27 protein-coding genes, 1 other RNA gene, 2 pseudogenes and 1 riboswitch are annotated in these 25,692 nt (G+C 63.6%); of the genes and pseudogenes, 12 read left to right on the forward strand and 18 right to left on the reverse strand.

Annotation, left to right across the window (positions count from 1 at the left end; translation table 11 throughout):
* The first annotated feature begins 50 nt into the window (after positions 1 to 50).
* Together HNR59_RS02195 and HNR59_RS02200 are read left to right on the forward strand one after the other, a co-directional pair.
* Entirely contained in the window at positions 51 to 1,547 is a 1,497-nt protein-coding gene (locus HNR59_RS02195) for a carboxypeptidase M32 (protein WP_183825341.1), read from the forward strand.
* A complete protein-coding gene (locus HNR59_RS02200) occupies positions 1,547 to 2,695 on the forward strand; it encodes an amidohydrolase (protein WP_183825344.1) in 1,149 nt (382 codons plus the stop codon). Before HNR59_RS02195 ends, HNR59_RS02200 begins: the two co-directional genes overlap by 1 nt.
* Positions 2,696 to 2,704: 9 nt before the next feature.
* On the opposite strand, the gene HNR59_RS02205 is transcribed toward HNR59_RS02200, so the two are convergent.
* Entirely contained in the window at positions 2,705 to 4,504 is a 1,800-nt protein-coding gene (locus HNR59_RS02205; protein ID WP_183825347.1) for an ABC transporter transmembrane domain-containing protein, read from the reverse strand.
* A gap of 192 nt (positions 4,505 to 4,696) precedes the next feature.
* Between HNR59_RS02205 and rpmE the strand changes: the two genes are divergently transcribed.
* Positions 4,697 to 4,918, forward strand: a complete 222-nt coding sequence (rpmE, locus tag HNR59_RS02210) for a 50S ribosomal protein L31 (protein ID WP_183825350.1) — start codon at positions 4,697 to 4,699, stop codon at positions 4,916 to 4,918.
* Positions 4,919 to 4,999: 81 nt separating this feature from the next.
* On the opposite strand, the gene HNR59_RS02215 is transcribed toward rpmE, so the two are convergent.
* Together HNR59_RS02215 and HNR59_RS02220 are read right to left on the reverse strand one after the other, a co-directional pair.
* The gene (locus HNR59_RS02215; protein WP_183825353.1) at positions 5,000 to 5,296 is read right to left on the reverse strand and encodes an Rdx family protein; all 297 of its coding nucleotides are present in this window, start codon (positions 5,294 to 5,296) and stop codon (positions 5,000 to 5,002) included.
* The gene (locus HNR59_RS02220; RefSeq protein ID WP_183825355.1) at positions 5,296 to 6,042 is read right to left on the reverse strand and encodes a YebC/PmpR family DNA-binding transcriptional regulator; all 747 of its coding nucleotides are present in this window, start codon (positions 6,040 to 6,042) and stop codon (positions 5,296 to 5,298) included. The genes HNR59_RS02215 and HNR59_RS02220 overlap by 1 nt, the downstream gene beginning before the upstream one ends.
* Positions 6,043 to 6,340: 298 nt before the next feature.
* Between HNR59_RS02220 and HNR59_RS02225 the strand changes: the two genes are divergently transcribed.
* Entirely contained in the window at positions 6,341 to 7,153 is an 813-nt protein-coding gene (locus HNR59_RS02225; RefSeq protein ID WP_183825358.1) for an MBL fold metallo-hydrolase, read from the forward strand.
* A 6-nt stretch (positions 7,154 to 7,159) separates the two neighbouring features.
* On the opposite strand, the pseudogene HNR59_RS20685 reads toward HNR59_RS02225, so the two are convergent.
* Positions 7,160 to 7,267 (reverse strand): annotated as a pseudogene (locus HNR59_RS20685) (transcriptional regulator); the annotation flags it as partial.
* Here HNR59_RS20685 and HNR59_RS02230 point away from each other — a divergent pair.
* A pseudogene (locus tag HNR59_RS02230) lies at positions 7,253 to 7,486 on the forward strand (SRPBCC family protein); the annotation flags it as partial. The pseudogenes HNR59_RS20685 and HNR59_RS02230 sit on opposite strands and share 15 nt — an antisense overlap.
* Positions 7,487 to 7,506: 20 nt before the next feature.
* Here HNR59_RS02230 and HNR59_RS02235 read toward each other — a convergent pair.
* The 4 genes from HNR59_RS02235 to ssrS all read right to left on the reverse strand — a co-directional run bounded on the left by HNR59_RS02235 (position 7,507) and on the right by ssrS (position 10,170).
* Positions 7,507 to 8,271, reverse strand: a complete 765-nt coding sequence (locus HNR59_RS02235) for a TerC family protein (protein ID WP_183825361.1) — start codon at positions 8,269 to 8,271, stop codon at positions 7,507 to 7,509.
* A gap of 86 nt (positions 8,272 to 8,357) precedes the next feature.
* Positions 8,358 to 9,182 (reverse strand): TIGR00282 family metallophosphoesterase, encoded by an 825-nt coding sequence (locus HNR59_RS02240; protein WP_183825364.1) that lies wholly within the window; start codon positions 9,180 to 9,182, stop codon positions 8,358 to 8,360.
* 112 nt (positions 9,183 to 9,294) lie between these two features.
* The gene (locus tag HNR59_RS02245; protein ID WP_183825367.1) at positions 9,295 to 9,903 is read right to left on the reverse strand and encodes a 5-formyltetrahydrofolate cyclo-ligase; all 609 of its coding nucleotides are present in this window, start codon (positions 9,901 to 9,903) and stop codon (positions 9,295 to 9,297) included.
* Between the two features lie 110 nt (positions 9,904 to 10,013).
* A non-coding RNA gene (gene ssrS, locus HNR59_RS02250) (6S RNA) lies at positions 10,014 to 10,170 on the reverse strand.
* A 194-nt stretch (positions 10,171 to 10,364) separates the two neighbouring features.
* Between ssrS and HNR59_RS02255 the strand changes: the two genes are divergently transcribed.
* The gene (locus HNR59_RS02255) at positions 10,365 to 11,204 is read left to right on the forward strand and encodes an AAA family ATPase (protein WP_183825370.1); all 840 of its coding nucleotides are present in this window, start codon (positions 10,365 to 10,367) and stop codon (positions 11,202 to 11,204) included.
* Between the two features lie 210 nt (positions 11,205 to 11,414).
* On the opposite strand, the gene HNR59_RS02260 is transcribed toward HNR59_RS02255, so the two are convergent.
* Both HNR59_RS02260 and rpmB read right to left on the reverse strand, forming a co-directional pair.
* Entirely contained in the window at positions 11,415 to 12,092 is a 678-nt protein-coding gene (locus HNR59_RS02260) for a queuosine precursor transporter (RefSeq protein WP_183825373.1), read from the reverse strand.
* A 69-nt stretch (positions 12,093 to 12,161) separates the two neighbouring features.
* Positions 12,162 to 12,458 carry a 50S ribosomal protein L28 gene (gene rpmB / locus HNR59_RS02265; RefSeq protein WP_183825376.1) on the reverse strand — a complete coding sequence of 99 codons (297 nt, stop codon included), beginning with the start codon at positions 12,456 to 12,458 and terminating at the stop codon, positions 12,162 to 12,164.
* A gap of 259 nt (positions 12,459 to 12,717) precedes the next feature.
* On the opposite strand from rpmB, the gene HNR59_RS02270 reads away from it, so the two are divergent.
* Both HNR59_RS02270 and yddG read left to right on the forward strand, forming a co-directional pair.
* Entirely contained in the window at positions 12,718 to 13,527 is an 810-nt protein-coding gene (locus HNR59_RS02270; RefSeq protein ID WP_183825379.1) for a DUF3108 domain-containing protein, read from the forward strand.
* A 70-nt stretch (positions 13,528 to 13,597) separates the two neighbouring features.
* Positions 13,598 to 14,482, forward strand: coding sequence for an aromatic amino acid exporter YddG (gene yddG, locus HNR59_RS02275; protein ID WP_183825382.1), 885 nt, complete (start codon positions 13,598 to 13,600; stop codon positions 14,480 to 14,482).
* 33 nt (positions 14,483 to 14,515) lie between these two features.
* Here yddG and gloB read toward each other — a convergent pair whose 3' ends face one another.
* On the reverse strand, positions 14,516 to 15,283 hold the full coding sequence (gene gloB, locus HNR59_RS02280; protein ID WP_183825385.1) for a hydroxyacylglutathione hydrolase: 768 nt from the start codon (positions 15,281 to 15,283) through the stop codon (positions 14,516 to 14,518).
* Positions 15,284 to 15,415: 132 nt separating this feature from the next.
* Here gloB and HNR59_RS02285 point away from each other — a divergent pair, with 132 nt between their 5' ends.
* Complete coding sequence (locus HNR59_RS02285) at positions 15,416 to 16,228, forward strand: class I SAM-dependent methyltransferase (protein WP_183825388.1); 813 nt, start codon at positions 15,416 to 15,418, stop codon at positions 16,226 to 16,228.
* Positions 16,229 to 16,253: 25 nt separating this feature from the next.
* Here the strand turns inward: HNR59_RS02285 and HNR59_RS02290 are convergent, their stop codons facing one another.
* Positions 16,254 to 17,204, reverse strand: a complete 951-nt coding sequence (locus HNR59_RS02290) for an aldo/keto reductase (protein ID WP_183825391.1) — start codon at positions 17,202 to 17,204, stop codon at positions 16,254 to 16,256.
* Positions 17,205 to 17,295: 91 nt separating this feature from the next.
* Positions 17,296 to 17,820, reverse strand: a complete 525-nt coding sequence (locus HNR59_RS02295; protein ID WP_183825394.1) for a gamma-glutamylcyclotransferase — start codon at positions 17,818 to 17,820, stop codon at positions 17,296 to 17,298.
* Positions 17,821 to 17,915: 95 nt separating this feature from the next.
* On the opposite strand from HNR59_RS02295, the gene HNR59_RS02300 reads away from it, so the two are divergent.
* Positions 17,916 to 18,911: a DUF2125 domain-containing protein gene (locus tag HNR59_RS02300; RefSeq protein WP_183825397.1), complete on the forward strand. Its 996-nt coding sequence runs from the start codon at positions 17,916 to 17,918 to the stop codon at positions 18,909 to 18,911.
* A gap of 192 nt (positions 18,912 to 19,103) precedes the next feature.
* On the opposite strand, the gene HNR59_RS02305 is transcribed toward HNR59_RS02300, so the two are convergent.
* Together HNR59_RS02305 and HNR59_RS02310 are read right to left on the reverse strand one after the other, a co-directional pair.
* Positions 19,104 to 20,039 (reverse strand): prephenate/arogenate dehydrogenase family protein, encoded by a 936-nt coding sequence (locus HNR59_RS02305; RefSeq protein WP_183825399.1) that lies wholly within the window; start codon positions 20,037 to 20,039, stop codon positions 19,104 to 19,106.
* Between the two features lie 4 nt (positions 20,040 to 20,043).
* Positions 20,044 to 21,153 carry a pyridoxal phosphate-dependent aminotransferase gene (locus tag HNR59_RS02310; RefSeq protein WP_183825402.1) on the reverse strand — a complete coding sequence of 370 codons (1,110 nt, stop codon included), beginning with the start codon at positions 21,151 to 21,153 and terminating at the stop codon, positions 20,044 to 20,046.
* Positions 21,154 to 21,350: 197 nt separating this feature from the next.
* Positions 21,351 to 21,429, forward strand: a riboswitch (SAM riboswitch).
* A gap of 53 nt (positions 21,430 to 21,482) precedes the next feature.
* On the opposite strand from HNR59_RS02310, the gene metA reads away from it, so the two are divergent.
* Both metA and HNR59_RS02320 read left to right on the forward strand, forming a co-directional pair.
* Positions 21,483 to 22,403: a homoserine O-acetyltransferase MetA gene (gene metA / locus HNR59_RS02315; RefSeq protein WP_183825405.1), complete on the forward strand. Its 921-nt coding sequence runs from the start codon at positions 21,483 to 21,485 to the stop codon at positions 22,401 to 22,403.
* A 185-nt stretch (positions 22,404 to 22,588) separates the two neighbouring features.
* On the forward strand, positions 22,589 to 23,770 hold the full coding sequence (locus HNR59_RS02320) for an MFS transporter (RefSeq protein WP_183825407.1): 1,182 nt from the start codon (positions 22,589 to 22,591) through the stop codon (positions 23,768 to 23,770).
* A 22-nt stretch (positions 23,771 to 23,792) separates the two neighbouring features.
* On the opposite strand, the gene HNR59_RS02325 is transcribed toward HNR59_RS02320, so the two are convergent.
* The 3 genes from HNR59_RS02325 to HNR59_RS02335 form a co-directional block, all read right to left on the reverse strand.
* Positions 23,793 to 23,951, reverse strand: coding sequence for a DUF3309 family protein (locus HNR59_RS02325; RefSeq protein WP_183825410.1), 159 nt, complete (start codon positions 23,949 to 23,951; stop codon positions 23,793 to 23,795).
* 185 nt (positions 23,952 to 24,136) lie between these two features.
* Complete coding sequence (gene leuB, locus HNR59_RS02330) at positions 24,137 to 25,240, reverse strand: 3-isopropylmalate dehydrogenase (RefSeq protein WP_183825413.1); 1,104 nt, start codon at positions 25,238 to 25,240, stop codon at positions 24,137 to 24,139.
* A 99-nt stretch (positions 25,241 to 25,339) separates the two neighbouring features.
* Positions 25,340 to 25,690, reverse strand: coding sequence for a VOC family protein (locus HNR59_RS02335; RefSeq protein WP_183825416.1), 351 nt, complete (start codon positions 25,688 to 25,690; stop codon positions 25,340 to 25,342).
* Positions 25,691 to 25,692: the final 2 nt, after the last annotated feature.

The raw sequence follows: 25,692 nt of genomic DNA on the forward strand, positions 1-25,692 counted from the left end.
CGCGCCGCATTCCTGTCCCCTGCCCTTCGTTACAGAATCAGGACTGCAGAATGTCGTTCCAGAAGCTCGATGATCTTTGCCGCCGGCTCGAAGCGCTCGAACATGCGCTGGCCATACTGGGCGCCGACGAGGCCACGCATATGGCCGTGGGCGGCGGCGAAAAGCGCGCCGAGGCCATGGCTACCCTTTCCGGCCTGTATCACCGGCAGGCGACCGCACCCGAAATCGGCGACTGGATCGCCGCTGCCGAGACCGAGGCGCTGAACGAGGACCAGACGGCGGCGCTGCGCGAATTCAGGCGCCACCACACCAACCTCACCTGCCTGCCGGCCGAGTTCGTCGAGCGCCAGACGGCGGCGCGCCTGCGCTGCGAGCAATTGTGGCGCGACCTGCGCGCAAAAGGCGACTGGTCGAGCTTCCAGCTGGCACTTGAGGGCGTGGTGGCGCTGGCGCGGGAGGAAGCCGCCATGCGCGCCGAGGTGCTGGGCCTTTCCCCCTATGATGCGCTGATGGAGCAATATGATCCCGGCAACCGCGCCGCCGACATCACCCCGGTCTTCACCGACCTCAAGGCGTTCCTCAAGGATTTCGTGCCGCAGGCGCTCGATGTGCAGGCGCAGCGACGTGCAAAGCGCCCGTTGAAACCGCTCTCCGGCACCTATGCGATCGAGAAACAGCGGGCGCTCGGCCTCGCCATGATGGAGGCTGTCGGCTTCGACCTGACGCGGGGCAGCCTGTCGGTCTCCCACCACCCGTTCTGCGGCGGCGTGCCGAGCGACGTGCGCATCACCACGCGCTACCGCACCACCGAGTTCCTGTCGGCGCTGATGGGCATATTGCACGAGACCGGCCATGCGCTTTACGAGCAGAACCTGCCGCGCGACTGGTCGCATTGGCCGCTCGGCAAGGCGCGCGGCATGGCTATCCATGAAAGCCAGAGCCTGTTCGTGGAAAAGCAGATCGGCCGCAACCCCGCCTTCTGGCGCTGGGCGCTGCCGGTGGTGGACAGCCACCTCGGCGAAAGCTGGTCGCTGGACGACATCCTGCCTCACGTCCATCAGGTCGGGCGTGGGCTGATCCGCGTCGATGCCGACGAGGTGACCTATCCGCTGCATGTCATCCTGCGCTACGAGCTGGAGCAGGAGCTGATTTCCGGCAAACTCGACGTCGCCGATATTCCGCAGGCATGGGATGCGCGCATGCGCGATTATCTCGGTCTTTCCACCATCGACAATCCGGGCGACGGACCGATGCAGGACGTTCACTGGCCGGGCGGCGCCTTTGGCTATTTCCCCTCCTACACGCTGGGCGCGATGATGGCGGCGCAGCAATGGGCGGCACTTGTGCGCGAACATCCCGACACGGATGAGGCCATCGCGAGAGGCGATTTCTCCGCCGTCAACGAATGGCGCAGAACCCGCATCTGGGCGCAGGGCTCGCGCTGGTCGACGCCGGACCTGATGCAGCGCGCCACCGGCGAAAAGCTCGACGCGCACCACTTCATCGCCCATCTGCAAAAGCGCTATGGCGGCAAGGGAGAGCCTTAATGGAGCTTACCAATCAGGACATCGAAGACCTCGTCGCCTTCCGCCGCGATTTGCACCGCTTCCCCGAAATCTCCAACGAGGAGAAGGAGACGGCAGAACGCGTGGTTGCCTTTCTGGCCGACACCGGAGCCGACGAAATGCTGACCGGACTGGGAGGCCACGGCGTCGCCCTCGTCTATGACAGCGGAAAACCCGGCCCGACGCTTCTCTTCCGCGCCGAACTGGATGCCCTGCCCATCGCAGAGATTTCAGACATTCCGCATCGCTCGACCATCGAGGGCAAGGGCCATATGTGCGGCCATGACGGCCATATGGCCATCCTCGCCGCCCTTGGCCGCCTGTTCGGACGGCAGCGGCCGGCAAGCGGCCGCGTGGTGCTGATGTACCAGCCGGCCGAGGAAACCGGCGACGGCGCGGCCGGCGTGACCGCCGATCCGCGCTATGCGCTGATCCGGCCCGATTTCGCCTTCTCGCTGCACAATCTGCCCGGCACTCCGCTCGGCCACGTCCGCCTGCGCGAAGGCGTCGTCAACTGCGCCTCGCGCGGCCTGCGCATCACGCTGAACGGCAGGACCGCCCATTCCTCCATGCCGGAAAGCGGCGTTTCGCCGATGCTTGCTGTAAGCCGGCTGATGCCAAGGCTCGCAGCACTCGGCGGCGGCTCCTTCGACAGCGACGAGTTCTCGATGGCCACCGTCACCCATCTGCGCATGGGCGAGCCCGTTTTCGGCGTCGCCCCCGGCCATGCGGAGATCCGCGTGACCCTGCGCACGAGGCAGGATGCACGCATGGAGGGCCTGTGCACTGCGGCCGAAGCGATGGCGCGCGAGGAAGCAAAGGCTGAAGGACTTCAATGCACCTTCGACTATCACGAGATCTTCGTCGCCAGCCTGAACGAGCCTGAAGCGGCAGCACTTCTCGCGGCCGCGCTCGATGCCGAAAACGTGCCCCATGACGAGGAGGAACTGCCGATGCGCGCCTCCGAGGATTTCGGCATTTTCGGCCACACATCGAAATCGGCGATGCTCTATCTCGGCTCCGGTGTCGACCGCCCGAACCTGCACAATCCCGATTACGATTTTCCCGACGAGCTGATCGCCATCGGCGCGCGGATCTTCATGCGCACCGCGCGCGATCTTCTCGGATAAGCGGCTGCGCTACTCCGCCGCCCCTTCCAGAATGCCGGCCCCGGCGTCGAACTGGAGACGCGCAAGCTCAGCATAGAGGCCGCCTTTGATGACGAGGCTGCGGTGTGTGCCCTCTTCCACGATGCGGCCCTCATCCATGACGAGGATGCGGTCGGCCTCCAGCACTGTCGCCAGACGATGGGCGATGACCAGCGTGGTGCGCGCACGCATCAGCGTCGACAGCGCCTCCTGCACCAGCGTCTCGCTGGCGGCGTCCAGCGCCGAGGTTGCCTCGTCGAGCAGCAGGATGGGCGCATCGCGCAGGATGGCGCGGGCAATGGCGATGCGCTGGCGCTGGCCGCCCGAAAGCGTCACGCCGCGTTCGCCCACCTGCGTATCGTAGCCGCGCTCCAGCCTGAGGATGAATTCCTCCGCCTGCGCCGCGCGAGCCGCTGCCTCGATTTCGGTGTCGGTGGCATCGGGCCGGCCGAAGGCGATGTTGTCGCGCACGGTGGCGGCGAAGATCGTCACCTCCTGCGGCACGATGGCCATGCGCGCGCGCAGCGTCTGCGGGTCCGCTTCGCGCACATCAATCCCGTCGACCGCGATTGCGCCGCCGGCGACATCGTAAAAACGCTGAATCAGCGAGAACACCGTGCTCTTGCCGGCGCCCGAAGGGCCGACGATCGCCACTGTCTCGCCCGGACGCACGGCGAAGCTGAGATCATGCAGCGCAGAGCGATTGGGGCTGGCCGGATAGGCGAAGGAGACATGATCGAAGGCGATTTCACCGCGTGCGGGAACCGGGAGCGGCTTTGGATGGGCCGAGGCCTTGATGCCCGGCTCCTCCTCCAGCAGCTCGGTCAGCCGCTCGGCAGCGCCCGCGGCTTGAGAAAGCTCGCCCCAGACCTCCGACAGCGCGCCCAGCGCGCCGGCGGCGAACACCGAATAGAGCAGGAACTGGCCAAGCGTGCCGGGCGTCATCGCACCGGTCAGCACATCGCGCGAGCCGAACCACAACACCGCCACCACCGACGCGAAGATGATGAAGATCGCCACGAAGGTGAGCATGGCGCGCGCCAGTATGGAGGCGCGGGCGGCGTTGAAGGCGGCCTCCACCGCCGCGCGGAAGCGGGACGTGACCAGCCCTTCATTGGTGAAGGATTGCAGCGTGCGCACCGCGCCGATCTGCTCGCCGGCATAGGCATTGGCGGCGGCGAGCATGTCCTGCGCGGCGCGCGAACGCCCGCGCACGGAGCGGCCGAAAGCGACAAGCGGCACGATCACCAGCGGAATGGCGGCGATGACGAGACCGGACAGCTTGGGGCTCGTCACCACCATCATGGCAAGCGCACCGAACCCCAGAATGATGTTGCGCAGCGCCACCGACGCCGTGGCGCCGACGGCCGACTTGATCTGCGTGGTGTCGGCGGCCAGCCGCGAGACGATCTCGCCGGACTGCACCCGATCGAAGAAGGACGGCGACAGCGTCGTCAGATGCGAAAACACGTCGCGGCGCAGGTCCGAAACCACCCGCTCGCCCAGCGTGATGACGAAATAATAGCGACCGGCCGAGGCTAGCGCGAGCATCGCGGCCATGGCCAGCAGCATGGTGAAATAGTTGGACACCAGCGTCGTGTCGGAATGGGAAAAGCCGTGGTCAATCATGCGCCGCACCGCCAGCGGCAGCGCCAGCGTCGTCACGGCGGCCAGAATCAGGGAGACCATGGCGCCCAGAACGAGGCCGCGATAGCTGCCGATGTAAGGGAAGACCCGCCTCAGCGGCCTGAGAGAACGCCTGCGCTGTTCCGCGCTTTCCGGTTGCGCCATGTCTGCGGTGGTCCTCCCTGCCCTTCGGCCACCGCCATTATGCTACGGCACGACCTTGTGATTCAATTTCGGTTGATGTATAGGCACGCCGACCGTTTTAGAGGCCGCGGCTTTTGAATAGCTGCGGCTTCGAGTTTTAAAAAGGGGCGCATCGCCGCAGGGCCGCCGTCCCCCCAAGCCAGGACGAGAGCGATGAAGGCAGATATCCATCCCGACTACCACTCCATCAAGGTCGTGATGACCGATGGCACCGAGTACATGACCCGTTCGACCTGGGGCAAGGAAGGCGACACGATGAACCTCGACATCGACCCGACCACGCACCCGGCCTGGACCGGCGGCCAGCAGACCCTGCTCGACCGCGGTGGCCGTCTGTCGAAGTTCAAGAACAAGTTCGCCAATCTCGGCATCTGAGCCGGTTCGCCGGACTGGAATAAAAAAACCCGCCTTCGAGGCGGGTTTTTTATTGGCCGGTCGGCGGGACAAGCTTTTCGCTCAGTCCTGCGGCTTGCGGTCAGAATGGCCGAGGCTGCGTTCGGGGTCGATCACGTCGCGCACGAGCTGCTTGAGCCGCGCGGCATCGGGAAAGCCACCGTCGCGCTTGCGCTCCCATATCAGGGTGTCGCCGCAGGTGATCGAAAAGACGCCGCCGGTGCCGGGCACCAGCGCCACTTCGCCAAGATCGGGCCCGAAGGTGGACAGCAGCTCCTGCGCCATCCACCCCGCACGCAGCAGCCACTGGCACTGCGTGCAGTAGGTTATGACGATGCGGGGGCCGCGATCCGCCTGCATCAGGCGCTGAGCCTGGCCATGGTCTCGTCGTCGACCTCGAAATTGGCGTAGACGTTCTGGACGTCGTCGTCATCTTCAAGGACGCCAACCAGCTTCATCAGCGAGCGGGCACGGTCCTCATCGACCGGAATGGTGTTCTGGGGCTTCCAGATCGCCTTGACGGAGCTGGCTTCACCAAGGGCGCTTTCGAGCGTTCTGGAAACCTCGCCCATATCCCCGAACGCACAGTAGATGGTGTGGGTCTCTTCGTCGGACTCCACATCCTCGGCGCCAGCCTCGATGGCTGCCTCCATTACCGCATCGGCGGAACCGGCGGAGGCCGGATAGACGATTTCGCCCACGCGATCCCACATGAATGAAACCGATCCGGTTTCGCCCAGAGCGCCGCCGGCCTTGGTGAAGGCCGCGCGTACGTTGGACGCGGCGCGATTGCGATTGTCGGTCAGCGCCTCCACGATCACGGCAACGCCACCGGGGCCATAGCCCTCGTAACGGACCTCCTCGTAATTGTCGCCATCGCCGCCGGACGCCTTGTTGATGGCGCGCTGGATATTGTCCTTCGGCATGGATTCAGCCTTGGCGTTCTGAATCGCGAGACGCAGGCGCGGGTTCATCGCCGGGTCGGGCATGCCCTGCTTGGCGGCGACGGTGATTTCGCGCGCCAGCTTGGAAAACAGCTTCGAGCGCATCGCGTCCTGACGGCCCTTGCGGTGCATGATGTTCTTGAACTGTGAATGGCCGGCCATGGGACTCCTTGATGCTCGGGTATCCGGATCGCGGCGGGCCTGTGTACCCGGGGATCGGACCTGATTGTGTGATAAAGCATCGGGTGGTCCGCAAGCCTGATTCCGCCTGGGGAACCGATGCTCGGAATGGCCGGCTTATAAAGAAATCAACGCAATCCGTCCAGACGAACCGCCTTGCCCGGTCGCGAAAACGTGACTGGCGGTCATGGCGCGGGCAATCGTAGTTTGTGTCGCCCTGCATGGAGAGGCCCATCCGGAAAGGGGGCCCGTCTGGTGAGGGTCCAACCCGGAGGGAGCAATGTCGGTTCCGCGCCTGCTGCTCATCTGCCTCAGCCTTTTCTGGCTCATGGCTGCCCCCGTCATGGCGCAGGAGCAGGCCGCGCCCTCGCGCTGCCTCGCCATCGCGCAGACATTGCCGCATGTCACCTTTGCCAGTTTCATCCCGGCGCAAGCCGGGGCGAAGGACGAGGTTCGCATCACCTATGCCGGCCACTCCACCTATGTCGTCGAGACGCCCGGCGGCGTGCGCATCGCCACCGACTACAACGGCGCCTATGGCTCCGATCCGCTACCGGACGTGGTCACCATGAACAAGGCGCACCGCACCCACTACACCGAAACGCCCGATCCGGGCATCGCCCATGTGCTGCGCGGCTGGAACCCGGATGGCGGACCGGCAAGTCATGCGCTCGGCATCGACGACGTCTATGTCCGCAACGTGCCCACCGACATCCGCACATGGGGCGGCGATCTGGAGCGCGACGCCAATTCCATCTTCATCTTCGAGGTGGCAGGGCTGTGTATCGGCCATCTCGGCCATCTGCACATCCGGCTGGCCGACGCCCACTATGCGGCGATCGGCCGGCTCGACGTGGTGATGGTCCCCATAGACGGCGGCATGACGCTCTCCCTCGACGGCATGAGCGAGATCGCCGGGCGGCTGAGTTCGTCCATCGTCCTGCCCATGCACCGGCACTCCACGCCGATCGGCGCCTTCACCGGCCGCATGGGAGCGGGCTTCGCCGTCGAGTTCCGCGACAGCCCCTCGCTCACCGTGTCGCTGCGCACCCTGCCGCGCCAGCGCACCATCATCGTGCTGAAAGGCGTCTGAAACCGATCAGCCGTCGAGATCGCTCTTGAGGCGGTCGAGAATGCTCATGGCATGGCCGGCATATTCGCTGATCCAGCGGTCGTGGATGCGCCTGATCGGCAGCGCATCGAGATGGGCTTCGAGCCGCTGGAGGACGGCGGCACTTTCGTCACCATCGCCGAATCCGGCTGGCGCGAGGACGAACGCGGCCGCAAGGCCTCCTACGGCAATTGCGAGGGCTGGTCGCAGATGCTGTCCTGCATGAAGGCCTATGTCGAATACGGCATCAATCTGCGCGAGGGTTTTTACCCCAGCGAGATGCGCGGCGAGCTGCCAACCCCGGACGGCAGCTGACGTTTCAGGTGGCGGCGGCCTCAGTGCCCGCCGCCGCTCCTGACTTTTGACTTTCGCCGCCTTGCCAGCATGTTGAGCCCCTCGACCAGCGCCGAGAAGCCCATGGCGGCATAGATGTAGCCCTTGGGCACATGGAAGCCCATGCCATCCGCGATCAGCGTCATGCCGATCATCAGAAGGAAGCCCAGCGCCAGCATGACGATGGTGGGGTTCTTCTCGATGAAAGCGGAGAGCGGGTTCACCGCCAGCAACATCACGACCACCGCTGTGATGACCGCGATGTACATGATCGCGATCTCATCAGTCATGCCCACGGCGGTGATGATGGAATCGATCGAAAACACCAGATCGAGCAGCAAAATCTGGAAAATCGCCGCACCCAGCGAAAGCTGCACCGTGCGGCCGATCATTTCGCTCTTGTCCGTTTCGGGATCGACGGTGTGGTGAATTTCCCGCGTTGCCTTCCAGACAAGGAACAATCCGCCCGTGATCAGGATGATGTCGCGCCAGGAATAAGGTTCATCGAACAGGGTGAACAGCGGGGTGGTGAGCTTGACGATGTAGGAAATCGTCGCCAGCAAAACCAGACGCATCACCAGAGCGGCTCCTATGCCCAGCACACGGGCCTTTGCGCGTTGTTCCGGCGGAAGCTTGTTGGTCAGGATGGAGATGAAAATCAGGTTGTCGATGCCGAGAACGATCTCAAGGACGACAAGGGTGAGAAGCGCTACCCACGCGGTTGGATTGCTCAACCAGTCGAAATGGTCGGCGATGAGGTCTAACATTGTAGACTAAGGTCTCCAGATAAGGTGGAGACGGAAATTAGGGTACAAAGGTACGGCCTTCAATGCCGGACCATCTTTTTCTTCTTTCAGGCCCAGAAAGAAGGAACCGTTTCTTCCAGACGCGGGCCACGCCGGAATGGCGCAACGCGCTCGGCGAGCCCGGTGCGATCCGAAATATCGACACCGACGCCGCACAGCGTCGCCGGCCCGTTCGCGGCCTCGAAGCGCCCTTTCGGCACCTTTGAGAGAAAGCGGTTGAGCGGCTCTTCCTTGTCCATCCCCAGCGAGGAATCATAGTCTCCGCACATGCCGGCGTCCGAGATATAGGCGGTGCCGCCATTGAGGATCTGGTGATCGGCGGTCGGCTGGTGGGTGTGGGTGCCGACGACAAGCGAGGCGCGCCCGTCGACGAAATGGGCGAAGCACATCTTTTCGCTGGTTGCTTCGGCGTGGAAGTCGATGACCACCGCATCGGCCTGCTCCCCGAGCGGACAGGCGGCCAGCTCCTGTTCGCCGGCTTGGAAGGGATCGTCAAGCTCGGGATGCATGAACACCCGGCCCATGATATTGGCGACCATGACGCGCGCGCCGTTGCGGGCGATATAGAGCCCCGCGCCCTTGCCGGGCGTGCCTTTGGGGAAGTTGGCGGGACGCAGGAAGCGGTCCTCGCGCGGCGCGAAATTCAGCGCGTCGCGCTGGTCCCAGACATGATTACCCGTGGTCACCACATCGGCGCCGGCCTCGATGGTGGCATGAAAGATCTGCTCGGTAATGCCGAAGCCGCCGGCCGCGTTCTCGCCATTGACGATGACGAAATCGAGCCGGTAATCCGAAATCAGGCCGGGAAGCTGCTCCCAGACCGCCGTGCGGCCTGCTTTTCCAACCATGTCGCCAAGAAAAAGAAGTCTCATGGGAAGGCTACTTAGAGCATTTTGCAGGCAAGTGGAATCACCTGACGTCGCACAAATGCAGCTAAAACAAACTCATGGAGCAACGGGCGGGATTTGTTCGCACACCAAACGCTCAGGCCGGCGCGAGATCGGGATTGTCGGCCTTGCGAAAATGCCTCAGCCCAAGCTCCGTCAGGATTTCGTCAAGCGCGACGTCGTGGTTCTCCTCCGGCACCCGCTCCACCTTCTGGCATTCGAAGGCCGTACCGATGAGGCGCGGCTTCAGGCCTCTTTCATGCATACGCGCGATGGCACGGTCATAGTAACCGGCACCATAGCCCAGCCGATGCCCGCGCTGATCGAAGGCGGCAAGAGGCATGAGCATGACAGAGGGATCGAGAACGGCGGCATCAGGCCCCGGCCCCACCGTGCCGAAACCGCTCTCGATCAGTTCCGCACGCCGGTCCAGCTCGCGGAAAACGATGGTTTGCTTGTCGAGAACCACAGGCACGCAGATCCGCGCACCCTTTTCGCGCAGGGCCGACATCAGGGGCCGCAGGTCGATTTCAGAGCGGATCGGCAAAAATCCGGCAACGACCGTACCCGGCTCGATGTCGATCCCCGGCGCGCCGAGCTCGGCAATGCGCAGGGACATCTCGATACGCCATGTCTGGTCCAGCGCATCGCGGCGCGCCAGTGCTTCACGGCGAACGGAATTCTTCTGCTCCTTCAGAGAAATCATGCTCGGTCTGTTCCGGAAAAACGAAGCGGGTCTTCATCAGTTGCGAAGACCGGTGGCGGGGGACACACAGTTCGAAACACGGACACGGCACAGCCCGACAAGGGCATGGGTGACGATCCACACGACCGGTGAAGAAGTCGATCCCGGGAACCTACAAAGTAGGTGGGCGCCATATGTCCGGACCCACGGGTCCGGTCAGGGACAGCTCCCTTCGAGATCGATAAGGCCCCGGGGATATGTCTCTCCTGCCGGGAAGCGCAGACCGTCGCCCCATATATAGGCCGAACCGCGCCGCCGCGCCAGCGCCGGCATGCGCCTGATCACCGAAACCGGCAAAGTTTCCGCCTGCAACTTCCGCGAGGCACCTTCCCTTGGCAGGCGAATGCGGATTGGCTACACAACTGCACGACCCGGACGGGACTCAGCTCCGTCCGGGCACGACCACAACGGGAAGGAAGAGCATGCGCTTCGAAGGCACTTCGGCCTATATCGCCGACAAGGATCTGATGGTGGCGGTCAACGCGGCCATCGCTCTGGAGCGTCCTCTTCTGGTGAAAGGGGAACCCGGTACCGGCAAGACGGAACTCGCCCGGCAGGTTGCCGAAGCGCTTGGCCTCGACCTGATCGAGTGGAACGTGAAGTCGACCACCAGGGCCCAGCAGGGGCTTTATGAATATGACGCCGTCTCACGCCTGCGCGACAGCCAGCTCGGCGACGACCGCTTCAACGACATCGGCAACTACATCCGCCGCGGCAAGCTGTGGGAGGCCTTTGCCTCGGACAGGAAGGTCGTGCTGCTCATCGACGAGATCGACAAGGCCGACATCGAGTTCCCCAACGACCTGTTGCAGGAGCTCGATCGCATGGAGTTCTTCGTCTACGAGACGGGCGAGACGATCCGCGCCGTGCAGCGCCCGATCGTCATCATCACCTCCAACAACGAGAAGGAACTGCCGGACGCCTTCCTGCGCCGCTGCTTCTTCCACTACATCCGCTTCCCCGATGTGGACACGCTGTCGCGCATCGTCGAGGTGCACTATCCGGGCATCAGGAAAAGGTTGGTCGAGGCGGCCCTTACGCAATTCTTCGAGATCCGCGAAACGCCCGGGCTGAAGAAGAAGCCTTCGACTTCGGAAGCGCTCGACTGGATCCGCCTGCTGGTCTCCGACGACGTTTCGCCCGAAGATCTGCGCGGCGACGCCAGAACCGCACTGCCCCGCCTGCACGGCGCGCTTCTGAAGAACGAGCAGGACGTGCACCTGTTCGAGCGCCTTGCCTTCATGGCACGGCGCAACAACTGATCCGCCAGAGCGTTTCCAGGAAAAGTGAAAATACTTTTCCGGTTCGGAAACGCGACAAGCCAAAGGCTTGGAGCCATTCAGCGATTCCGTGAAACAAGCAACGGCTCTAAAGCGTGTCGCGATCTTTCAGATTCGCTCCTTACGCTTTAAGTGGCTGTTTTTACGCATGTCGTTATCCCGAAACCGGTTCCCGCTTTCGGGCGACATGCTTCAGGCAGTTGCCGGACGGCTCCAGCGCAGCACCATCAGCCGGTAGGGGATGAGGGCGAACACGGCGATGGCGAGCTTCACCGTGAAGTCGCCCGCCGCCCATGACAGCCAGCGCACCACATCGGTGGAGAAGACGCCCATCAGCGGTGCCTGTTCGAGCGCGAAGGGCTCATTCGGGCCGAGAAAGGCGAAAGCCGGCGCAAAGGCCACCGAGAAGAACACCAGCGTATCGAGCACTGAACCTGCCAGCGTGCCGAAGATCGGCGCGCGCCACCAGCTTTGCCGGCGCAGCCGGTTGAATACAGCGACGTCGAGCAACTGGGCGGCAAGGAAGGCAGCACCCGAGGCGCAGGCAATCCGCACCAGCCTTCCGGCTGCGGTGTCGAATTCGATCAGGCCAAGCCTGTAGAGAAGCGGCGGACTGACGATGGAGCACAGCACGGCGGCCATGAACCCCACGAACACGATGCGCCGGGCCACGGAAGGTCCGTAGCGGCGGTTGGCGAGATCGGTGACGAGGAAGGCGAAGGGATAAGTGAACGCGCCCCATGTGAGCACGTCGGCCAACGAAAAATCGCCGATGGCAAGCTGCAGCGGGAACTGCACAAGCACGTTCGACGCCACGACGACGAGCGCCATGGCGGCCACGAAAGGCAAATAGCGAAACAGGAAGTTCATTTTTTTAACCTGGGTGATGGAACCAGAGCAGCGCCGGCCATGCGGCGGCACTGCGCAAAAAAATCAGGCTCAGGCGGCAGCCTGTTCAGCCGTCTTCTTGGCGATCTGCTTCTTCAGCAGGCGGGCGCGCTGCGACAGCTCAGCCTCGTCGGCTTTGGCCAGAAACGCGTCGAGACCGCCGCGATGCTCGACCGAGCGCAGGGCGGCTGCGGAAACGCGCAGACGCACATTCTGGTTCAGCGCCTCGGAAATGAGCGTGACATTGACCAGATTGGGCAGAAAGCGGCGACGGGTCTTGTTGTTGGCGTGGCTGACATTATTGCCAGTCTGGACGCCTTTGCCGGTAAGTTCGCAAGCGCGGGACATGATGCACCCTTCAATTCTTGTTCCGGCCAAACCCATGTGCCCGCGCAATACGGCGCGCGGTCTCCAGCGGGCGGCCTAAAGGAAAGTCGGCGTTCCATAGTGTCATTTGGCCAAGGCGTCAAGCGCAAGCTCGCAAAACCCGGCAAAACGTCACGCGGCCGAAGCTTCACACAAAGGCCGGAATCCGCCCTATATACAACCGCAAAGGGACATGATGCCACAATTTTGTTGGCGCACCAGCATCAGGAACGATCCGACCATGCCTTTTCCGCCTGCGATCCGGCTTGCCGCAACTGCCTTTGTCCTGTCGGCTTCCGGCGTGCTTACGGCCGCATCTCCGGCTCAGGCCGCTTCACCACAAACCTTCCATGGCGATTATACGATCTCCTATCTCGGCCTGCCGGTGGCCCGTGCCTCGTTCCAGAGCCGCTATGACGGTGATGATTACAGCATCGACGGCAGCGTCACGAGCGCCGGGCTTGCCCGCATCTTCGACGACACGAAGGGCACGTTGCGCGCCGTGGGACAGTTTAGCGGTGACAGCCCCGCTCCAAGCTCCTTCCGGGCCGACTACGTTTCGGCAAAAAAGCCGTCGCTGGTCGATATCCGGTTCGCCAATGGAACTGTCGCCTCGACGCAGGTGAAGCCTGCGCCAAAAAAGCGCGGCAGCGACTGGATCGGCCTCGATGCAGCCCATCTGCGCCGGGCCGTGGACCCGATCGCCGCAACGCTGGTGCGCGCCGACAGCCCCGACAAGGTGTGCGGACGCACGGTGAAAATGTATGACGGTGAATTGCGGGCCGACCTGCGGCTCAGCTTCGCATCCAGCGGCGCAACCTCGGTCAAGGGCTACAAGGGCCCCACCGTGACCTGCCGCATGAATTTCCAGCCGGTTGCCGGGTATCGCAAGGGCAAGAAGGCGCTGGACTATCTGAAAAACCGCAGCCGCATCATGGTTACGTTTGCCCCGGTTGGCGAGACGGGTGTATATGCCCCCATCTATGCGACGGTAGGAACCCAGATCGGCACCATAACCGTCAGCGCGCACCGCTTCGAAGCCGCCAGATAGCGGACCGCGGTGGTTCTGCCTGCTCCCACATCGGACCGTGGCAGGCGGGCGCAGCGGGAAGGGGAGGCGAATGGGACGCGCGACACTGATCGGTTTTTCAGCGGTTGCCATGTGGGCGCTGCTGGCGCTTCTGACGGATGCTTCCGGCGCAGTGCCGCCGTTCCTGTTGTCGGCCATCACCTTCGCCATCGGCACCTGCGTCGGCCTCGTTGCCCGCATCTTCATGCCACCGCCGCAACAGAAGGTCCGCATCCCGCCGCTCGTTTGGGTGATCGGCATCGCCGGCCTGTTCGGATACCACTTCTTCTACTTCACCGCGTTGCGCAACGCGCCGGCGGTGGAGGCCAGCCTCATCGCCTATCTGTGGCCGCTGCTGATAGTCGTCGGCTCGGCACTGATGCCGGGTGAACGCCTCGCCTGGAACCATGTCGCCGGCGCTCTGCTCGGCCTTGCCGGCACTTTCCTGATCGTCACCCGCGGCGGCGGACTGTCCTTCGATGCGAACTACGCCTTCGGCTACGCCATGGCCGGCGTCTGCGCGCTGGTCTGGTCGGCCTATTCGCTTCTGTCGCGGCGCTTCCCGGAGGTGCCGACCACGATCGTCACATGGTTCTGCGCGGCGACGTCCGTGCTGTCGCTCGTCTGTCATCTTATGCTTGAGGAAACGGTCCTGCCCGCCAATGCCGGCCAGTGGCTGGCCGTGCTCGGCCTCGGGCTGATGCCTGTGGGTGCGGCTTTCTATGCATGGGACATCGGCGTGAAGCGCGGCAACATTCAGGTGCTGGGCGCCGCCAGCTATGCCGCGCCGCTGTTGTCGACGCTGGTGCTGATCGTCACCGGCTTCGCGGAACCAAGCTGGCGCATTCTTGCCGCCTGCGTTCTGATCACCGGCGGGGCGGTGCTGGCCGCCAAATCGCTGCTGTTCGGCAAAAGAAAGGTACCTGCCCGCGCCTGAAGCCTATTGCGCGTCCCTTTCGGGGCGCATGGATCAGGCGTTGTCCTTGCGGCGGCGGATTTCTGCGAACACCTCGACATCGCCGGCATCTTCCATGCCGAGATACCTGCGGATCGCCGGATCGGCCCAGCGCAGGAACGGATTGGTGGCAATCTCGGCGCCGATCGTGGTCGGCAGCGTCGGCCTGCCATCGGCGCGCAGCGCCTCGATCTCCTTCACCCGCGCCTGCAGGGCGGCGTTGTCGGGATCGATGGTCAGCGCAAAACGGGCATTGGCGAGCGTATATTCGTGACCGCAATGAACCTGCGTGTCGGCTGGCAGCGCTGCCAGCTTGTTCAGCGAAGCGAACATCACCTCGGGCGGGCATTCGAACAGGCGCCCGCAGCCCAGTGCGAACAGCGTGTCGGCGGTAAATGCGACTTTCTCTCGTGGCAGATGGTAGCTGACATGGCCGGCGGTGTGGCCGGGCGTGGAGATGACCTCGATGGTCGTGCCGCCGAACGGGATTTGCGATCCCTCCTTAACGGTCTCGTCGATGCCGGGAATTTTCGCCTTTTCCGCCTCCGGCCCCACGATGCGCAGCCCGAAGCGCTCCTTCAGCGCCAGATTGGCCTCGACATGGTCGCCATGGTGATGGGTGATCAGGAGAAGCGAGGGCACCCAGCCGGTCCGCTCGATGGCTGCGAGGATCGGCGCTTCCTCCGGCGCATCGACCAGCGCGACCGCACCCGTTCCGGAATCGCGCATCAGCACGCCGAAATTGTCCTGACGGCACATGAACTGTTCGATCGCGATGGCCATACAAAATCTCCTGTGAGACCCAGAGATAGGGGCTGCACCCGCGCCTGTCACCCCTTTGGCTGGCAGAGGCTTCGTTGAACTCAGCCCCCGCAAGGGCTACCTTTGGCCCGGACCTCGCGAAACAGGCTTTTCATGCATTCTGACATCGTCGACCTGCGCTCGTTCTACGCCTCGCCGCTCGGCCGCCTTGCCGAGCGCTCGATTGCCATGTCGCTGTCGTCGATCTGGGCGCCGGTTCCGAACGAGCGGCTGGTGGGGCTCGGCTATGCGCTGCCATGGCTGGAGCGGTTCGGCGCTGATGCCGAGCGCGTCTTTGCCTTCATGCCGGCCACTCAAGGCGCCGTGGTGTGGCCCGCACAGGGCAAGGCCGCCACGGCGCTGGTGTTCGAGGAAGAGCTGCCGCTGATGGACTCCTCGGTGGACCGGATGCTTTTGGTGCACTCGCTCGAACATGTCGAGAACCCGCGCGAAACGCTGAACGAGATCTGGCGGGTGCTGTCGCCGGCCGGCCGGGTCGTCATCGTGGTGCCGAACCGGCGCGGCGTGTGGGCGCGCTTCGAGCACACCCCCTTCGGCACCGGCCGGCCCTATTCGCGAAGCCAGCTTGGCGAATTACTCAGGGAAACCAACTTCACGCCCGCCGCCTGGTCGGATGCGCTGTTTTTTCCACCCTCGCGGCGCAAATTCGTCATGCAGCTCAACAGCGTGCTGGAGCGCAGCGGACGCATATTGTGGCCGATCTTTTCAGGCGTCATCGCCGTGGAAGCGCAAAAACGCCTCTATCAGGGCATCCCGGTCGCCCAGCGCGCCTCGCGGCGCGTCTTCGTGCCGGTGCTGTCGCCACAGGGCGCGCCGAGCCTCGGCATGCGCTTTGCCGGATCATCCCGTTTCGGCGACGCCGAAACGGGCATTGTCCAGCCGGACGGCGGCAGCGCGGCGACCTGAGGCTGCTTTCCGCCGCCACACGTGTTCAGGGCGCGCTCGTCGTATCCAGCCTTTTCATGTCAGCGACGGAAAGGTGCAGGGATGCGGCACCTGTCAGGCTGTCGAGCTGATCCAGCGACGTGGCCGAAGCGATCGGCGCGGTGATACCGGGCCGCGCCATGATCCAGGCCAGCGCCACCTGCGCCTGAGTGACGCCGTGAGCTGCCGACACCTCGTCAAGGGCTGCGAGGATGCGCATGCCGCGCTCGTTCAGATAGGAAGCAGCGCTGCTGCCGCGCGTGCTTTTGCCGAGATCGGCCTTGCTGCGGTATTTTCCCGACAGGAAGCCCTTGGCCAGCCCGTAATAGCTGATGACGCCGATGCCCCTTGCCATGCACAGGTCGCGCAGCGGACCGTCGAATTCGCTGCGGTCATAGAGATTGTAGGCCGGCTGCAGCGCCTCATACCTGGGAAGACCGTGATGGTCGGCAGCATCAAGGGCGGCCTTGAGCTGGCCGGCGTCGAGGTTGGAGGCGCCGATATGGCGTACCTTTCCCTTCTCGATCAGCCGTTTGTAGGCCCCCAGCGTCTCGGCGTGCGGCACCGTCGGGTCGGGCCAGTGCGACAGATAGAGGTCAATCACGTCGGTCTGCAGCCGCTTCAGGGACGCCTCCACCGCCTTCTCGATATGCAGCGGCGACAGGTCCACCCGTCCCTGTCCGATGTCGGAGCCGACCTTGGTGATAAGAACCACCTTGTCGCGGTTGCCGCGGGCTTTCAGCCATTTGCCGATGATGGTTTCGGATTCGCCGCCCGAGTTGCCGGGAACCCAGCGGGAATAGACATCGGCCGTGTCGATGGCGTTGAAGCCCGCATCGACAAAACGGTCGAGCAGGTCGAAGGAGGTTTTTTCGTCGGCCGTCCAGCCGAAGACGTTACCGCCGAAAACCAGCGGGGCGATTTCAGGACCGGTGCGGCCCAGTGTTCTCTTCTGCAAGTCGGTCTCCCTTCAGGAATCGCCCGCAGCATAAGCCGGCGCCGCGTCGAAGATAGGGCTGGGATGCAAATTGCCAATGACGATCCGGGAACTATCCGGACAGCCCGATGCGCCGCTCCACATCTTCCAGCCAGTGATCGCGAATGCCGAGCGCCTGCAGATGGCGCACCGTGTTCGCCACATAATCCTCGTTGGGCCCCGACTGGCCGGCGGCTCCGCGCACCACGGCGGCGGCCGCCGTCTCGTCCAGCGCGCCCGCATACTGGCTGTGGCTGCGATCCGCCACATAGGCGATCGCGGCGGCACGCTCGCCATTGTCGAGCCGCACCGGAAGGCTGCGCTCAATGTAGACGTTGTTGACCTGCTCGCGCTCGCGCAGATAGGCGATCACGGCCTCGCGCGATGCCGCCTCCACCCTGAAGGCCATGCCGACGCACGAACCGCCCCGGTCGAGCCCCAGAACGAGGCCCGGCCGCTCGGGCGTACCACGATGGACGAAGGAGTAGATGCACAGCGCCCGGCGATAGCCATAGAGGTGAGCCCTGCGCGCCTCTGCATAATCGAAGCCAGGCTTCCAGATCAGAGAGCCATAGCCAAAAACCCAAAAATCGCCCATATCGCAAGACCAGAGTCGGGCACGGCAAAAAATCGCGCCGGGCAGCATGGTGAAGGTCCATTCCCTCACACCAACGGGTTAACGAGAGCGGCAGCATGACGTCAAGACATCAGGCGCAACCACGAAAGCGACGCGGTCTTTTATGGCTGTTTCTTTTCCTCGCCGTGCTGTTCGGGCTCTACAGCGCCGGCTGGTTCTATGCAGCCGACCGCATCAGGGATGAGAGCCGGCAGGCCATCGCCGATCTTTCAAGGAAAGGTATCCGCTCCGATTGCGCGAGACTTCGGGTTGAAGGCTATCCGCTGCGGCTCGCCGTTCTGTGCAATGGCATTGCCTATCAGGACGACGCCAAAGGCATTGCCGCGACCACCGGTGCTCTGGAGGCGAGCACCAGCATCTTCCGGCCCCTGGTGGCCGATGTGAACCTGCGCGGGCCGGTGAGGACACTGGCGCCGGGACTGGCGCCACTGTGGCTCGATTGGGACAGCCTCGATGTCAGCACCAAGCTGTTCTGGCCCCTGCCCCGGCAGGTGACGCTGACCGCAAACGGCGTTTCGGGCCAGACCGACCCGGAGGATGACGAGCCCACACAGCTTTTCAATCTGAGCGACATCGCACTCGACTTCTGGCCCGAAGGCGAAGACATCCTCTATCGTGGCAGCTTTGCCGAGCTGGATATCACCGCCGACGCGCTTCAGGGCCGCAACGTGCCATCGCTCGACGGTTTTGGCGAAGCCCGGCTGAAGAACGGCGTCGCGGTCGTGCAGTCGAAGCCGAAAAGCCTGCGCGGGCAGGCGCTCGACATCACCAATCTGGAACTGTCGTCCGGCGAAGCCCGCATTTCCGTGTCCGGGCCTGTCTCCGTCGACGAAGCAGGGCTGGTGGACGCGGACCTGATGATCCGCCTGACCAATCCGCAGGCCGTGGCGGAGGTTCTGGCGACTGCCGTTCCCGAAGAGGCGAAGAAGATAAGGCAGGGCTTCGGTGCGCTCGCCATGATGGGCAAACAGCCGGCGATGCCGCTGAAGATCGTCAAGGGCAATGCCATGATGGGCTTCATCCCGCTCGGCGCCATCAAGCCGCTTCCCTGACGCCTGCCCCAAGCGCAGAACAGCAAAGCGGCCGGAACCCGAGGGTCCGGCCGCTTTTTCATGTCGTGTTTTTCCGCTGCGCAGCCACTTGAAGCGTGTCGCGATCTTTCAGAGTCGCTCCTTACGCTTTAAGCTCCTGTCCTTACGCATGTCGTTATCCCAAAACCGGTTCCCATTTTCGGGCGACATGCGTCAAGGCTTGGCGGGCTGCTCCGCGACCTGACGGCCGAAGTTCGGGGCGTCGATATCCTGCCCTGCCTCGATGATCGAGCGGCGGATGGCGCGGGTGCGGGTGAACAGGTCGAACAGCTTCTCCCCGTCGCCCCAGCGGATCGCCCTTTGCAGCGAAGCGAGATCTTCCGAAAACCGCGCCAGCATCTCGAGGATGGCGTCCTTGTTGTGCAGGCACACGTCCCGCCACATGGTGGGGTCAGAGGCCGCCAGACGGGTGAAGTCACGGAAACCGGAAGCCGAATATTTGATGACTTCCTGCTTCGTCACCGTCTGCAGATCATCGGCAGTGCCGACAATGTTGTAGGCGATGATATGCGGCAGGTGGGAGACGATGGCCAGCGTGCGGTCATGATGGTCGGCGTCCATCGTGTCGATATTGGCCCCGCAGCGCCGCCAGAATTCCGACAGCCTCTCCAGCGCTGCCGGATCGGTTCCCGGCAGCGGGGTGAAGATGCACCAGCGGTTGCGAAACAGGTCCGCAAAACCGGAATCCGGACCGGAATCCTCGGTTCCCGCCAGCGGGTGGCCTGGGATGAAGTGGACACCGGCCGGCACATGCGGCTGCATCTGGGCGATGACGGAGAGCTTGGTAGAGCCGACATCGGTGAGGATGGCGCCGGGCTTCAGAGCCGGCGCGATCTGCTTCGCCACGGCTTCCGAAGCACCCACAGGCACGGAAACGATGACCAGATCGGCATCGCGCACGGCTTCTGCCGCATCGGTGGTGTAGCTGTCGCCGAGGCCGAGCTGTTCGGCGCGCTTCAGCGTCTCGGGACTGCGGGTGGAAATGGCCACATGGCCGGCGAGATGGTTCTGCCTGATCGCGCGGGCCAGCGACGAGCCTATGAGGCCGATGCCGACAAGGGCGACCTTCTCAAACATGGGTTCGGACATTTTCTCAACTTTTCAGGAATTCGGTCAGTGCGGCGACGACGCCGCGATTGGCTTCTTCGGTTCCGACTGTCATCCGCAGCGCGTTGGGAAAACCGTAGCCTGCAACGCGCCGCAGGATATACCCTCGCGCGGTCAGATACTCGTCGGCGGCCGAAGCCGAATGCCTGCCGTTCTCCGGAAAATGGAAGAGAACGAAGTTGGTGACGCTGGGCGTTACCCTGAGCCCGAGCGCCGTCAGCTCGCTGGTCAGCCAGGGCAGCCAGGTTTCATTGTGAGCAATGGACGTGTCGACATGCGCGCGGTCGCGCACCGCAGCAGTACCGGCCGCGATCGCCGTGGCGGTCACGTTAAAGGCATCGCGAATGCGCTCGACGGCCTCGATGATGTGCGTGGGCGCATACATCCAGCCGATACGCGCGCCGCCGAGGCCGTAAGCCTTGGAGAAGGTGCGGGTCATGACAACGTTCTCCGCGCCCGCCACCAGCTCGACGCCCGCCTCGTAATCGTTGCGGCGCACATATTCGGCATAGGCCGCATCGAGGATCAGCATGACGTTCTTCGGCAGGCCGGCATGCAAGCGCCGCACCTCCTCGAAGGGAATGTAGGTGCCGGTCGGATTGGCGGGATTGGCGAGGAACACCATGCGCGTGCTGTCGGTGATGCCGGCAAGGATGGCATCGACATCGACGCGCTCGTTGGTTTCAGGCGCGATGATCGGCGTTGCTCCCGCCGCCATGATGGCGATGCGGTAGGCGAGGAAGCCATATTGCGGATAGATCGCCTCGTCGCCCGGAGCCAGATAGACACGCGACAACAGCGCCAGCGCCTCATCGGAGCCGTTGAAGCACATGATGTTGGCCATGTTCAGACCATGCGCCTCGGCGATCGCCTCGCGCAGGCGCGTTGACGAACCGTCGGGGTAGAATTCCAGCCGGCCGGCCACTTCACGCGCGGCTTCGATCGCCTTTGGCGAGGCACCCAGCGGGTTCTCGTTGGCGGAAAGCTTGTGCAGCTTCACACCGGCAGGAGCAGCGCTTTTGCCCGGCACATAAGCCTCGATGTCCAGAATACCGGCGCGGGGCTGGGGACGGGAGTTTTCTTGTGCCGTGGTCATGATCAGAATCCGTTGAACGCCGGAACATTCCGGCAAGATGCTCGGAAATAACCGCCATGAAGAGCAATGTCGAGGGTGAAGACTTGGCACAGGGCATCTCTGGCTTCGTCCATCTCTGGCCCGTACATCTGTGGCCCGTGCACCTGTGGCCCCGTGCACCTTGGCATTGACGCAGGCACAAGCCGGCCATAGATAGAAAACCGTTCCGTGGTGATTTGGCCGGTCGGCTTGCAGCCACGTTAAAGAAGTCGCTAAAAAGGCCGAGGCTGACGAGCACGTCGGGACCGGCCGCGATTTCGCCGCCGGTCTTTTTGTTTGGAGCTTGTGCAATGCCGATCAAGATTCCCGATCAGCTACCTGCCCGCGAAGTCCTCGTGCGCGAGGGTGTATCCATCATGGACGAACGCACCGCGATGCGTCAGGATATTCGCCCGCTCCAGATCGGCCTGCTCAACCTGATGCCGAACAAGATCCGTACCGAAACGCAGTTCGCGCGCCTGATGGGCGCCACGCCCCTTCAGGTGGAGCTGACGCTGGTGCGCGTCGGCAATCACAAGGCCAAGAACACGCCGGAAGAACATCTGATCTCCTTTTACCAGACATGGGACGAAGTGCGGGACCGGAAGTTCGACGGCTTCATCATCACCGGCGCGCCGATCGAGCTCCTGCCCTTCGAGGAGGTCAACTACTGGAAGGAGCTGGAGCAGATACTCAACTGGACGACCACCAACGTCCATTCGTCCTTCTTCATCTGCTGGGGCGCCATGGCCGCCGCCTGGCACTTCCACCGCATCCCGAAATACACGCTGGAGAAGAAGGCCTTCGGCGTCTACCGGCACCGCAACAACGCGCCGACCTCGCCCTATCTGGCCGGATTTTCGGACGACTTCGCAGTGCCCGTGTCGCGCTGGACGGAAGTGCGCAGCGCCGACATCGCGCCATCCAGCGGGCTCGATCTGCTGATGGAATCGGACGTGACGGGCCCCTGCCTGCTGTCGGAGCAGAAGGGCAACCGGCTCTATATGTTCAACCACATCGAATATGATTCGACGTCGTTGAAGGAGGAGTACGACCGCGATGTCGCCGCCGGCACGGCAATCGAGGTGCCGCACAATTATTATCCGGACAACGATCCGGCACGGCCGCCGCTCAACCGCTGGCGCTCCCATGCCCATCTGCTGTTCGGAAACTGGCTGAATCAGGTCTACCAGTCGACCTCCTTCGACCTCGACAAGATCGGCACGAGCTGAGGCCTGCTTGAACGGGAGCGACGGGTTCGCAGGGAAGGCGTGGAAGTTCTGCCTCCCTGCCCGCTCATCCGCATTGAGCGCGCACATTGGTTGCGTACTGGCCCAAAACTCGTTCACGGTTGCGATTGGACGCGCAATATAAAACGATTTAAAAGGCGCTGACCACATCGTTGCAGGCGGCTACAATGACTGATCAGGGCCACAAGGACATCGCCATGCGCGGCCGCTGGGCGGTGGCCGCCATGTTCTTCGTCAACGGTTTCATCACCGGAAGCTGGGCCCCGCAGATCCCCACGCTGCTCGTGCGTCTGGAGATCAGCAAGTTCACCCTGGGCCTGCTCATCCTGCTGTTCGGCGCGGGTGCCGTGGTTGCCATGTCATGGTGCGGCCATTTCATTGCCAGGTACGGATCCGGCGTCACGCTTAAGCGCATTTCCGTCGGCACGAGCTTCGGCCTGCTTCTGGTTGCCATGGCGCCGGACGTAACCCTTGCCGCCGTCGCCATGGTGATCTTTGGCGGCCTGATCGGGGCGATGGACGTGGCCATGAACACCAATGCCGTGGTGGTCGAGCGCCGGCTCGGCCGCGCCATCATGTCGTCGTCGCATGGTTTCTGGAGCCTTGGCGGCTTCGTGGGTGGTGGCCTTGGCGGCATGGGCATCCAGACTTTCGGCCATCTCGCCCATGCGGTCATCATCACGATCGTGGCCCTTGCCGGCGTTTCGCTGGCCATGCGCCATGTCGTGACCGAGAACAGGCCGGCAACGGCGCAGGAGCGCCCGCGCTTCACCCTGCCGCGCAATCCGCTCATCTACCTGATCGGCGTGATGGCGCTGTTTTCCATGACCCCGGAGGGCGCCGTGCTCGACTGGGCAGCCATTTATCTTCAGCAGGAGCTTGGCGCCGACCTCGCCACGGCCAGCCTCGCATTTGCCGCCTTTTCCGGCGTGATGGCCTGCATGCGGTTCGCCGGCGATTCGGTTCGCAATCGTTTCGGCGCGGTGACCACGCTGCGTGCCTGCGCGCTGCTGGCCTGCGCCGGGATGCTGGGTGCCGGGCTCTCGCCCCTGCCCTGGATGGCCATCGCCTGCTTCGCCCTGTGCGGTGTGGGCATCGCCAACATGGTGCCGATCGCCTTTTCCGCCGCCGGCAACCAGCAGGGAATTCCCTCCGGCATCGGCATGAGCGTTGTCACCACCATGGGCTATTGCGGCATTCTGGTCGCGCCCTCCGCCATCGGCTTCATCGCCGAGCATATCGGCTTCGGCCCGGTTTTTATCGGGCTGTCGGGCTTGCTGTTCATCGTCTTCCTGATGTCGGGACTGGCCCATCGTGCCGACTACACAGCAGACCACCCCGGCGAATAAACGGGACCGGCGCTGGGCGGGGTCAGACCCGGCCCAGCAGCACCAGTATCAGCAGGATGACGAGCACGACGCCGACAATGCCCGAGGGGCCATAACCCCAGTTGCGCGAATGAGGCCAGCTGGGAATGGCGCCGATCAGGATCAGCACCAGAACGATGATGAGAAGGGTCGTAAGAGGCATGGTCGAACTCTCCCGCCTTGTGATTGTCTCATTTCACAATGCGCGAGCCGCCGCCGTGTTCCCTTGTTTCCGAAACCACGAGCCCTGCAACGAAAACCCCTCGATCCCGGCTGGTGCCGCGAACCGAGGGGTTGCAATTCCCTGAAGGCCGCTCTCACGCAGCCTTTTGCCCTCAACGACCGATGTCAGCCGGCGCGATACTGCGCGACTATGGCATCGCCCATTTCGGCGGTGCTGACCTTCTTCATGCCTTCCGACATGATGTCGCCGGTGCGATAGCCTGCGTCCAGAACCGCCGAGATCGCCTTCTCCAGGCGGTCGGCTTCTGCGACCATGTTGAAGGAGTAGCGCAGGCACATGGCGAAGGAGGCGATCATGGCGATCGGATTGGCGATGCCCTTTCCGGCGATGTCGGGCGCCGAACCGTGCACCGGCTCGTAGAGCGCCTTGCGCTTGCCGGTCTTCGCGTCCGGCGCGCCGAGCGAGGCGGAGGGCAGCATGCCGAGCGAGCCGGTCAGCATCGCGGCCACGTCGGAGAGCATGTCGCCAAACAGGTTGTCGGTGACGATGACGTCGAACTGCTTGGGCCAGCGCACGAGCTGCATGCCCCCGGCGTCGGCCAGCATGTGGTCGAGCTTCACGTCGCTGAACTTAGCCTTGTGTGTGGCGGTGACGACCTCGTTCCACAGCACGCCAGACTTCATGACGTTGCGCTTTTCCATCGAGGTGACGTGGTTGTTGCGGGTGCGGGCCAGCTCGAAGGCGACGCCTGCGATGCGCTCGATCTCGAAGGTGTCGTAGATCTGCGTGTCGATGCCGCGCTTCTGGCCGTTGCCGAGATCGATGATCTGCTTGGGCTCGCCGAAATAGACGCCGCCGGTCAGCTCGCGCACGATGAGGATGTCGAGGCCTTCGACCACATCCTGCTTGAGCGAGGAGGAAGCAGCCAGCGCCGGATAGCAGATGGCCGGGCGCAGATTGGCGAACAGTTCGAGATCCTTGCGCAGGCGCAGCAGACCGGCCTCGGGGCGCACCTCGTAAGGCACGTCATCCCACTTCGGACCGCCGACCGCGCCGAACAGAACGGCGTCCGCCGCCAGCGCCTTTTCCATGTCGGCCTCGGAAATAGCCTGTCCGTGCGCGTCGTAGGCCGAGCCGCCAACCAGACCTTCCTCGGTCTCGAAACCGGCGCCGTTCTCGTTCATGACGGCGATGAGTTTCTTTACCTCCGTCATCGCCTCGGGACCGATGCCGTCACCTGGAAGGAGGAAGAGTTTTTTCGAAGCCATGCGTATTTCCCCGGGGAATTTTTGAACCGCAGCTTTGCTAGCCGCGCCGGCGCGCTTGCGCAAGACGAAAGCGGCGAGACGCGGCGCCCGGAATGCCCGTTACAGATGCGAGAGAATGTTGACCAGCCTGCCGAAGGGGTCGCGCACGTAGAAACGGCGCACGCCCCACGGCTCATCGGCGGGACCGTATTCGATCGCAAATCCCGCCGCCTTCATGCCGGCGAGCGCCGCTTCGACGTCATCCACCTCGATGGAGAGATCGGGCACCGGCGTGCCGGAGCCGCCCTCCACGGCAAAGGAAATCTGCACCGGCATCTGTTCGGTCGAACCCCATGTGGCGATCCAGCCATGATCCATGAGAAGGTCGAGTCCGAGCACATCGCCATAAAAGCGCTTCGCCGCCGCAAGGTCTGCGGCGGCAATGTTGGCGATGATGCGCCTGACCTTCATGG

Origin of the sequence: Aquamicrobium lusatiense (assembly GCF_014201615.1) — a bacterium.
Lineage (GTDB): Bacteria > Pseudomonadota > Alphaproteobacteria > Rhizobiales > Rhizobiaceae > Mesorhizobium > Mesorhizobium lusatiense.